Here is a 9887-nt window from a genome sequence, read left to right as displayed (position 1 = left end):
ATTCCTTTGCTCGAGTGACTTTCGCGGGTCTCTCGAAGAATCACGCGATGACCTTCATTCATCCGGCTACGACACGCCGGTACCGCTGATCAGGTCCGACTCGTACACCACTCTGCTGGACGCAACCGCAATGATCGACCCATAGGTCGCCAAGCGAAGCTGGGCCAGGAGTTGACCGTCGTCGTGTGATGGAACCAAGTAGTGCGAGATGCCGATGCGCACCGCGGCGGTGGTGGCTATCTCCGGGTCAGTGACAGCACCCTGAAACGCAGGTAGGAAGAGCTCGAACATTACCGGGAGCGCCCGGGACATCTGAGTCAGCACTTGGTGCGGTTCGACATCGACCATTCTGCGCAAGCGCTGCGATTGGTGGATATCCACCATGACGGCGAGCGCGGCGTCGAGGCGCGCCTGGCCGGTCAAACCATCTGTAGCTTGGGCTATTTCGGCGCTCAGGAGCTCGAGTTCGTAGGTATTGAAGGCGTCGAGCAGCTCGTCTTTGGAGGCGAAGAATGTGTACAACGTGGGCCGCGAGATGCCCGCTTGGGCGGCAACGTCGGACAGGTTCAGCTTACTGTGCCCGAAGCGGCCTAACGCGGAGGCGGTGGCCTCCAAGATCCTTGTCCGCGTTGCGGCCCGTCCCGCGTTGGTTGTCCGCCCCATGGCTTGACGCCCTTTACACTCATTGTATGGTTTGTTAATTTTAACGCACGCCGCTCAGGCAGGCGGCCAAGCGGCGGAAAGGGTCCTCGGCCATGGCGGATTTTGCCCAACTCGACTTCTTCACCGACCCGTCTGTCGTCGCAGATCCGTATCCCTACTACGAATTCCTGCGTGAGCAGTGTCCGGTGTGGCGCGATCCGCGCAGTGGTGTCATCGCGGTGACCGGTTATGACGAAGTGGCCGCTGTGTACCGGGATACCCGTACCTTCTCGTCGGTCAACTCCTCGTTGGGTCCCTTCCCGCTACCGTTCTCCTCTGACGGTCTCGACATCTCGGCAGACATCGATGCGCATCGCGATCAGTTTCCGATGAGCGAACATCTGATCGCGTTCGACCCGCCCGAACATGCGGCGCATCGCAGCCTGCTCAGCGGCTTGTTCACTCCGAAACGGCTGCAGGACAACGAAGCATTCATGTGGGAGCTTTCCGATCAGCTCATCGACGAGTTCATCGAGGACGGCCACTGCGAATTCCTGAACAGTTACGGCACACCGTTCCCGTTGCTGGTCATTGCCGACCTGCTCGGCGTCCCTGCCGAGGACCATGACATGTTCCGTGCACTGCTCGCGGGGGGCGGGCCGACCGCCGATCAGCCTTGGGCCGTGCCTGGTGAGGATGGCACGATCGATATGAACCCGCTGTCCTACCTCGACACATGGTTCACGGGCTACATCGAGGATCGCCGCGCAGACCCGCGCGACGACATTCTGACGAGACTGGCGACCACCGGCTTCCCAGACGGATCGTTGCCGCCCGTCGCCGCAGTCGTTCGGCTAGCGACGTTTCTGTTCCTAGCCGGCCATGAAACTACCGCCAGACTGCTGTCGAGCGCGCTGCACGTTCTGGCCGAGCGGCCCGACCTGCAGGCCACACTGCGCGACAACCGCCAGCTGATTCCCAACTTCGTCGAGGAAGTGCTCCGTTACGAAGGACCGATCAAGAGCGACTTTCGGCTGACTCGTGTGGCCACAAACCTCGGTGGAGTCGATGTGGCCGCCGGTACCACGGTGATGTTATTGCTAGGAGCCGCCAACCGCGATCCGCTTCATTTTGAATGCCCGTCACAATTCCAGCCCGACAGAGCCAATGCGCGACAGAATATTTCGTTCGGCCGTGGTGTGCACAGTTGTCCCGGCGGGCCCCTGGCTCGTATCGAAGCGCGGGTCAGTATCGAGCGTCTGTTGAACCGCCTCGGCGACATTCAGATCAGCGATGCCGCGCACGGCCCCTCCGGCGCACGGCAATTCAACTATGTTCCGCTGTGGATCTTGCGCGGCTTGACCGAACTGCATCTGGACTACACGCCTCGAACGGACTCGGAGGGACTGCTGCACGGATAGGTGGCATCTGAGTTGGCTTGTCCGGCGTGGGCAGGTTGGAAGGATGTCCCCATGGCAAGGCCCTACCCCCGCGAGTGTATGGGGGCCGCCAGACGGTTGATGGCGATGATCTTCGTTGTCATGACATCGATCAGGGGCCCGTCGAATTGTTCGATGCGGACCGTTCTGCGACGAGTCACGAACCGCGGTTTAGCCCGTGCACCACTTCCTCCGCGGCCTTGGGATCTACTGAACAGGCTCAGCGCTACTAATCCGGGAACAGGAGATTTCTTCGGAGGCCGCTTCATGCTGGTACACGCTTGTCGCCACTGGCGCCCCCGCGCCCTTTGCTGGTATCCATAAGCCAGCAGGTCTGAAGGGGGACGAGATGTCGCTTCGAGTCACGTCGGCATGACTCTGACCGTTCTCGACATCGAGCGCTGGAACGCCGGAGATGTGCGTGAGGTGTTCCACGCCGCGATCAGCCGTGCCCAGGCCGCCAAGGACGCCGCGGACGGCCTGGCGACGCTGCCCGCGTTCGCGACGTGGGGCGGTGAAGCAGCCGAAGCCGCCAAGGATGCGATCGGCCAGACCCGCAAGGATCTCGATGCCCACGGCAATGAGGCACAGGCCGTGGCCAACGCGGCCCGCCACGCCGCCGACGAGATCGAACGCATCAAGGCCGAACTCGCGACGTTGAAGGCAGACGCCCAATCACTGGGCATGGAGATCGATCCCGTCGCGGGCACCGTGGTGCCGGGCCCATCGGTACGCAACCCGATGGAAGCCGAACTCAAAGAGATGCAGCTGCAACCCCGGCTGGACAAGATCGTGGCCGACGCCAACCTCGTCGACGTGGCGCTGGCCAACGCGATCAACATGGCCGGCGGTAAGACGCCGATCCCGTCGACGGGTCCGCACCCCCAGATACCGGACCGACCGCCGCCCGACGACCCGACACAGTTCGCCGACTACTGGCGAAGCCTGTCCAAGGAACAGAAGGACTACCTCTACAGCCAAGACCACAACATCGGCAATCATCCGGGGATGCCTGCCGGCGACGATCAGCATCCCGCTGCCGACTACTACAACAAGCTCAACCTGGCTGACCAGTTGGCGACGTCGCAGGCGGCGGCATCAGAGGCCGACGCGCTGCGCGCGCAGCATCCGGATTGGGCGGCAGGACAGAACATCCCCGCACCCAACAAGCCCGGCGCGATCTTCGACAATCGGCTCAAATACGAAGCCTGGCAGCGCCAACTCAACGACGCGCTCGGCCGCGCCAAGTATCTGCCCGATCTGCGGGCCGTCGACAAAGCGATCAACGACGGCCCCGACCGCAAGCTGATGCTGCTCGACACAACCAGCGGAGACCAAGCCCGCGCAGCGATCGCGATCGGGAATCCCGATACGGCTGACCATGTTTCGGTCACCACACCCGGCCTCAACACGACGGTCCACGGGGCCATCGACGGGATGACCAACGAGGCCCGGCAGTTGCGGCAGGAAGCCCTGCGGCAGTTGCAGAACGTGCCGGGCCACGAAGGCGACACCGTGTCGACGATCGCGTGGATCGGCTACGACGCGCCGCAGGTACCCGGTTTCGACGACCTCAAGGGATCGGCGGAGGGCGGCTGGGAGGTCAGCCATGACACGGTCGCTCGGGCAGGGGCGGCCGATCTGTCGAAGTTCTATGACGGCATCACCGCCGCGCATGAAGGCGGCCCGGTGCACCTCACCGCAGTCGGCCACTCCTACGGGTCGCTGACCACCGGCCTGGCTCTGCAGGAACCCGGTAGTCACGGCGTCAGTGATGCGATCTTCTACGGCTCACCCGGCATCGAGGCCACCACGCCTAGCGAACTCGGGCTGCAGCCCGGTCACGTCTTCACGATGGAGACGCCGGATGATCCCATCCAAAAAGTCTATGATCTGCCACCGTGGGCGCACGTCGCGGTCGAGACGCTGCCACCCCCGTTACGGGGATTCGGCGAATCGATCATGCGCACCCTGGATGCCTCCGGCGCCGGGCAATTCGGGCCGAATCCGGCGACCAACCCGAACTTCGTGCACCTGGAAACCGGTGCCACCACCGTGCCCGACGGTAGCGGAACGATGAATCTTGGTGCTGCACATGGCCATAGCGACTACCCGCGCTTCGGTGACGACGGCACCCCGCGCACGACCAACTACAACATCGCCGCCGTCATCGCCGGGCTCAGCGGCGACGCCGTCCGGCAGAAGTAGAAAGCAGACCTATGAGGCTCCGATCAACGCTCGTCATGGTTCTCGTCCTCCTCCTTGCGACGACAGGATGTCACGTGGAAAAGCCCTACGCCCCAACACCTTCTACAGCGGCGACCCAGGCCCTCGATGAACTGAAGTCGCTGCCGTCCTTCGACGCGACCAGAGTGCAGTTCGAGGAGGCGATCACCAAGATCACCTCCGCGGCAACGCAACGCCTACCGGGCATCGTCTGGACGACGGCCGACAACGCCGACTCGGGCAGCTGCCCTGCGCCCTACGAGCAGAGCGGCGGTAAGTCGGCCTATCTGCCGAACCGGATCGCCGAAAACGTGCCGGTCTCCGAGCAGGATTGGACCGCACTGCTCGGCGTCGCGACGACCGCGGCGACTGCCGTCGGCGCCACTGACATCAAGGTCATGCAGGACGAACCGGGCAAGCACGATGTCTGGTTCAGCGGCCCGGGCGGTGCCTTCCTCAAGTTCTCGTACAAAGGCAACATGGTCGTGTCCGCCTACACCGGGTGCCGGCTGACGTAACGCCAACCTTCTAGAGCGAACGCGTCAACCGGTCGGCCAGCAGTCCGGCGAACCTGGCCGGATCGGCGAGCGTGCCGCCCTCGGCCAGAAGTGCTGTGCCGTAGAGCAGTTCAGCCGTCTCGGCCAGCCCGGCGTCACCACCACGCGAGGAGAACGCGTCACGCAACCCGGCGATCAGCGGATTGGCGGGGTTGAGTTCGAGGATGCGTTTCTCCATCGGCACCGTCTGCCCGGAGGCCTGCAACATTCGCGCGAGAGCCGGCGTGATCCCCAAGCTGTCGGTGACCAGACAGGCCGGCGACTCCGTGAGCCGGGTCGACAACCGCACCTCTTTGACGTGATCAGAGAGCGTCTCTTGCAGCCATTCCAGCAGACCACCGAACTCCTGCTGAAGCTGTGACCGTTCGGCCTCACTCTGGTCCTTTGCGGGATCGAGGTCCACCTCACCCTTGGCCACCGACTGCAGCCGCTTGCCGTCGAACTCGGGCACCATATCGACCCAGACTTCGTCGACCGGCTCGGTGAGGAGCAGCACCTCGTAACCCTTGGCCTTGAACGCCTCCAGATGCGGCGAACTCAGCAGCTGCTGACGCGATTCGCCGGTGGCATAGAAGATCTGGTCCTGACCGTCCTTCATCCGCGCGACGTACTCGGCCAGCGTGGTGGGCTCCTCGTCGCTGTGCGTCGAGGCGAACGAGGACACCGCCAGCAGCGTGTCCTTGTTGTCGGCGTCGGAGAGCAGACCCTCCTTGACCACCCTGCCGAACTGACTCCAGAACGTGCGGTACTCGTCTGGCCGGTCTTTCTGCATTTCGGCGATCGTCGAGAGCACCTTCTTGGTGAGCCGGCGGCGGATCGCCTTGATCTGCCGGTCCTGCTGCAGGATCTCGCGAGAAACGTTGAGCGACATGTCCGCCGCGTCGACGACACCCTTGACGAACCGCAGGTACGGCGGCAGCAGGTCCTCACAGTCGGCCATGATGAACACCCGCCGCACGTACAGCTGCACACCGATCCGGGCGTCGGCGTTGAACAGGTCGAACGGTGCGTGCGACGGGATGAACAACAGGGCCTGGTATTCGAAATTGCCCTCCGCCTTCATCGGGATGACTTCCAACGGGTCGTCCCAGGCGTGCGCGATGTGCTTGTAGAACTCGACGTATTCCTCATGGGACACTTCGTCTTTGGGGCGCGCCCACAGGGCCTTCATCGAGTTCACGGTTTCGGTCTCGATGGTGACCTGCTCCTCGCCGCCCTCCTCGGCGGCCGGGCTGCGTCGCTCGACCTGCATCCGGATGGGCCAGGAGATGAAGTCGGAGTACTGCTTGACCAGTGCCCGGATCTTCCATTCCGCGGTGTAGTCGTGCAGCTCGTCCTCGGCATCCTCGGGTTTGAGGTGCAAGGTGACCGACGTGCCCTGCGGGGCGTCGTCGACGTCGGCCACGGTGTAGGTGCCCTCGCCGCTGGACTCCCAGCGGGTCGCCGAACTCTCGCCCGCCTTGCGCGTCACCAGGGTGACCTTGTCGGCCACCATGAACGACGAGTAGAAGCCGATCCCGAACTGGCCGATCAGCTCCTCGGACGCAGCGGCGTTCTGCGCTTCGCGCAACTGCTGGCGCAGTTCAGCGGTGCCGGACTTGGCCAGGGTGCCGATCAGCCCCACCACCTCGTCGCGGGTCATCCCGATCCCGTTGTCACGGATGGTCAGCGTGCGGGCAGCCTTGTCGATGTCGATCTCGATGTGCAGATCGGAGGTGTCGACGTCGAGGTCCTTGTTGCGGAACGCTTCGAGGCGCAACTTGTCCAGCGCATCGGAGGCGTTGGAGATCAGCTCGCGTAGGAAGGAGTCTTTGTTGGAGTAGACGGAGTGAACCATCAGGTCCAGCAACTGGCGGGCTTCGGCCTGGAACTCCAGCTGCTCTACATGTTCGGCCATGGTGAATCCGTTCGACATGACGACAACAGATGACGGCAGGATGATAGCGAGCCCGCCGCGGCAGCTAACTCGTCAACCCCAGCAGCGGCGGCACCAGGTATCGCCGCGCGAATGAACGCGCGGCGTCGTCGTCGCCGAGCGCGACGTTCTGTGACGGCGTCAGCACGAACGACACGATCACCCGGACGGTGACTTCGGCGACCTCGAGCAGCTCGATCTGGGTGCGTTTGTCGTCGGGCAGCGCCACCGCCAGCTGATGGGCCAGGAACGACGAGGCCGTCTGGATAACGCTGTCGCCCTCGACGGTCAGGAACGGCAGCACGGTCTCGGGCTCGGTGGCGAGCAATCGTTGCAGCAGTGCATGCTCGCGCATCGTCGTCAGGGTGAACACGAACCCCTCGACCAGCTTGTCTTCCGCTGTCGGATACCCGCCGGCCTCCGCGGCGAGCTCGGACAGGAACCGCTCGAGTTCCCGCACCAGGACCGCCTCGACGATCGCATCCTTGTTCGCGAAGGTCCGATAGAGCGTCACGCGGGCCAGCCCGGAGCGGCGGGTGATGTCCTCCACGGTCGAGCGGCGGATGCCGAACAGTTCGAACTGCTTCAACGCGGCGTCGAGGATCTTCTGGGCGTTGCCCTCCGCCGTCGGCGCCCCGAATCGCTGCACCGCCTTGGCGAGCAGGCCGCTGTGCTTCATCGGAGTCAGTGTAAAGCCTCGCCTGAGGCATTGATACAAACGAACGAAGAATGTATCTTCAGTTCCACCGGCTCAGATACCCCTCGACTAGGAGGCTTTCCATGGCTGCGGCTTCGACGACGGTAAGTCGAGAAGAGTTCTCCGATCGGCTGCTCAACGGATCGGCCAGAAAGTCCTACGCCCCCGTCGTCGACATCGACTGGGACTCGCCGGTGGTGCCGGACAAATTCTTCCTCCCGCCCCGGGTGGTGTCGCTGTACGGAACGCCGATGTGGGCGGAGATGACCCGCGAACAGCAGATCGAGCTGTCGCGTCAGGAATTCATCAACCTGCTCTCGGCCGGTGTGTGGTTCGAGAACATCCTCAATCAGGCGCTGCTGCGCGGCCTCATGCACGCCGATGTCACCGCGGCGTCGACGCACTACTCGCTGACCGAGCTCGGTGACGAGACCCGCCACATGGTCATGTTCGGCCGCGCCATCAAGGCCGTCGACGGAAAACCCTTCCAGCCCGGCCGATTCCAGCGGATGATCATCAACGCGCTGCCGCTGGTATTCCAGAAGCAAGTGCTGTGGATCGCCGCGCTGGTGGGGGAGGAGATCTTCGACGCGCTGCAGCGCCAGATCCTCGACGACCCGGAACTGCAGCCGATCGTCAGCCGGATCATGCGGATCCATGTCACCGAGGAGGCGCGACACATCCAGTTCGCCCGCGACGGCGCGCGCCGGGATGTTCCGATGATGAAGCGGCGCAACCGGTTCCTGCTCGCCACGATCCACGGTGCAGGCGGCCCCTTCTACCGTTATCTGTTCACCAACCGCGCCGTGTACCGGCGCGCGGGCCTCGACGGCCGAGATGCTCGCCGTCAGGCCCGCGCCAATCCGTACTTTCACCAGGCCACCCGCGCCGGGTTCGCGCCGCTCGCAACGTTCCTGGAGGAGATCGGGCTGATGAACCCGATCAGCCGCCGCCTGTGGAAGCGGTGCAGCTTCCTGTGACCGCCACCGTCGACGAAAGCGGTGTCTTCGACGGTGCCGCGGAACTGGACGTCGCCGGTGTGGTCTGCGAAGTCCGGGTTCGTCTTGCGGGTCACCTCAGCCCGATCGACGGGCAATACCACTGGCAGGGCCTCGCGTACGGTGCGCCCGACGACTTAGCGGCGGGCCATCATGCCCACCTGAGGATCGGAAACCGCAGCGCCGCAGTGCGACTCGTGGAACGAATCCCCTCCGGGCAACTGATGCTCAGTGGCGTCGGTGCTCCGCCGTACTGCTTTTAAAAGCGTTGCTGCGCAAATGACTTCGCGTGACTGAAGCCGTCGAGCAGATGAACGCCTGCGCTTGCCACTGCCGGGATGCCGGCAAGCCGGTGGAATAACCGGCCATGGCGGTACTCGCGACCCCAGGTCGACCTGATGCGCTGCTCGTAGTTGGTGAAGTCGTCAGGGCCGCCGTTGGTCAGCGCGGCGACGGCGCACTCGCCGGCCGCAAGCCCGGACTGCAGCGCCTTGGATATGCCCGCGCCCGACGCGGGCCGGGCCGCGCCCAGCGCATCGCCGGCGAACAGCACACCCGGGCGCCACGGCGGCCAGGCGGTGAACCCCATGGGCAACCGCCAGGCCTGGACAGCCTTGGCCTTCCGCAGCTCGCTGATTGGAGGGAGCTCCCACTCCGCAGGCAGGGTGGCGAGAAGTCCGCCCAGCAACTCGGTGGCGTTGATCTGCTGCCAGCGTTTGTAGCTGTTGACATAACCCACGCCGACGTTGATGCGACCCCCACCCATCGGGAAAACCCAGCCGTAGCCGGGCAACTGATCGCCCTGGAACGTCGTCTTCAGGTAGATGTCCAGCGAGTCGGAGTCCGGACGGTCGGCCTGCATCTCGGCGCGGATCGCGATCGCCGAGTAGCCGTTGTACTGCGACTCCAACGTGAGTGCCCGTTTGATGGGCGAATAGGCGCCGTCTGCGGCGATCACCGCATCGGCGAACACCTGCTCGCCGCCCTTGAGTGTCAGCCCGGTCACCCGTCCGCTGTCGTCCCGGATAGGGCCGGTGACCTCGGTGGACCGGCGCACCTCGGCGCCCGCGGACTCGGCATGTCTCAGCAGCAGCGTGTCCAGTTCGCGCCGCGCCGCGCAGTGGCCATGGTCGGGCATGCCGGGCCGGCTCGGGAAGGACAGCTCCAACGGGGTGGGGCTGAAGATCGTGGCGCGGTTGACCCGGTGGAATTTGTCGACCTCGTTGGCCAAGCCCATCTTCTGAATGAGACTGACAGCACGAGCGGTCAGGCCATCGCCGCATGGCTTGTCCCGCGGGAATTCGGCCTTGTCCAGCACGACCACCCGCGCTCCGGTCTGTACGGCCTGCCACGCCGCGGCCGAACCCGCCGGGCCGCCGCCCACAATCGCCACGTCATATCGCTGGGTCATCC

General features: G+C 64.4%; 9 protein-coding genes. 5 read left to right on the top strand and 4 right to left on the bottom strand.

What is annotated here, in order from left to right:
• Positions 1–66: 66 nt before the first annotated feature.
• Entirely contained in the window at positions 67–615 is a 549-nt protein-coding gene (locus tag HPC46_RS29675; protein WP_325096834.1) for a TetR/AcrR family transcriptional regulator, read from the bottom strand.
• 140 nt (positions 616–755) lie between these two features.
• Between HPC46_RS29675 and HPC46_RS29670 the strand changes: the two genes are divergently transcribed.
• The 3 genes from HPC46_RS29670 (at position 756) to HPC46_RS29660 (ending at position 4825) form a co-directional block, all read left to right on the top strand.
• Positions 756–2063: a cytochrome P450 gene (locus tag HPC46_RS29670; protein WP_179475699.1), complete on the top strand. Its 1308-nt coding sequence runs from the start codon at positions 756–758 to the stop codon at positions 2061–2063.
• 390 nt (positions 2064–2453) lie between these two features.
• Positions 2454–4289: an alpha/beta hydrolase gene (locus HPC46_RS29665; protein WP_233716860.1), complete on the top strand. Its 1836-nt coding sequence runs from the start codon at positions 2454–2456 to the stop codon at positions 4287–4289.
• A gap of 74 nt (positions 4290–4363) precedes the next feature.
• Entirely contained in the window at positions 4364–4825 is a 462-nt protein-coding gene (locus HPC46_RS29660) for an LppA family lipoprotein (protein ID WP_179475698.1), read from the top strand.
• A gap of 10 nt (positions 4826–4835) precedes the next feature.
• Here HPC46_RS29660 and htpG read toward each other — a convergent pair whose 3' ends face one another.
• Together htpG and HPC46_RS29650 are read right to left on the bottom strand one after the other, a co-directional pair.
• Positions 4836–6761, bottom strand: a complete 1926-nt coding sequence (gene htpG / locus HPC46_RS29655; RefSeq protein ID WP_179475697.1) for a molecular chaperone HtpG — start codon at positions 6759–6761, stop codon at positions 4836–4838.
• 64 nt (positions 6762–6825) lie between these two features.
• Positions 6826–7458, bottom strand: a complete 633-nt coding sequence (locus HPC46_RS29650; RefSeq protein WP_179475696.1) for a TetR/AcrR family transcriptional regulator — start codon at positions 7456–7458, stop codon at positions 6826–6828.
• Between the two features lie 101 nt (positions 7459–7559).
• On the opposite strand from HPC46_RS29650, the gene HPC46_RS29645 reads away from it, so the two are divergent.
• Both HPC46_RS29645 and HPC46_RS29640 read left to right on the top strand, forming a co-directional pair.
• Positions 7560–8456, top strand: a complete 897-nt coding sequence (locus HPC46_RS29645) for an AurF N-oxygenase family protein (protein WP_179475695.1) — start codon at positions 7560–7562, stop codon at positions 8454–8456.
• Entirely contained in the window at positions 8453–8737 is a 285-nt protein-coding gene (locus HPC46_RS29640) for a DUF4873 domain-containing protein (protein ID WP_179475694.1), read from the top strand. The genes HPC46_RS29645 and HPC46_RS29640 overlap by 4 nt, the downstream gene beginning before the upstream one ends.
• Here the strand turns inward: HPC46_RS29640 and HPC46_RS29635 are convergent.
• Positions 8734–9885 carry an NAD(P)/FAD-dependent oxidoreductase gene (locus HPC46_RS29635; protein WP_179475693.1) on the bottom strand — a complete coding sequence of 384 codons (1152 nt, stop codon included), beginning with the start codon at positions 9883–9885 and terminating at the stop codon, positions 8734–8736. The two genes, HPC46_RS29640 and HPC46_RS29635, sit on opposite strands and share 4 nt — an antisense overlap.
• Between the last annotated feature and the right edge of the window lie 2 nt (positions 9886–9887).

This window comes from Mycolicibacterium vinylchloridicum (genome assembly GCF_013404075.1).
In the GTDB taxonomy this organism is placed as follows: Bacteria; Actinomycetota; Actinomycetes; order Mycobacteriales; family Mycobacteriaceae; genus Mycobacterium; species Mycobacterium vinylchloridicum.
The sequence above is the reverse complement of the archived record's forward strand: the minus strand, read 5'-3'. Positions and strand labels throughout refer to the sequence as shown.

What these genes read in the sequence shown, in the direction of transcription:
- HPC46_RS29670 (WP_179475699.1), top strand. Translation starts at nt 756, where the DNA reads ATGGCGGATTTTGCCCAACTCGACTTCTTCACCGACCCGTCTGTCGTC.
- HPC46_RS29665 (WP_233716860.1), top strand. Translation starts at nt 2,454, where the DNA reads ATGACTCTGACCGTTCTCGACATCGAGCGCTGGAACGCCGGAGATGTG.
- htpG (WP_179475697.1), bottom strand. Translation starts at nt 6,761, where the DNA reads ATGGCCGAACATGTAGAGCAGCTGGAGTTCCAGGCCGAAGCCCGCCAG.
- HPC46_RS29650 (WP_179475696.1), bottom strand. Translation starts at nt 7,458, where the DNA reads ATGAAGCACAGCGGCCTGCTCGCCAAGGCGGTGCAGCGATTCGGGGCG.
- HPC46_RS29645 (WP_179475695.1), top strand. Translation starts at nt 7,560, where the DNA reads ATGGCTGCGGCTTCGACGACGGTAAGTCGAGAAGAGTTCTCCGATCGG.
- HPC46_RS29635 (WP_179475693.1), bottom strand. Translation starts at nt 9,885, where the DNA reads ATGACCCAGCGATATGACGTGGCGATTGTGGGCGGCGGCCCGGCGGGT.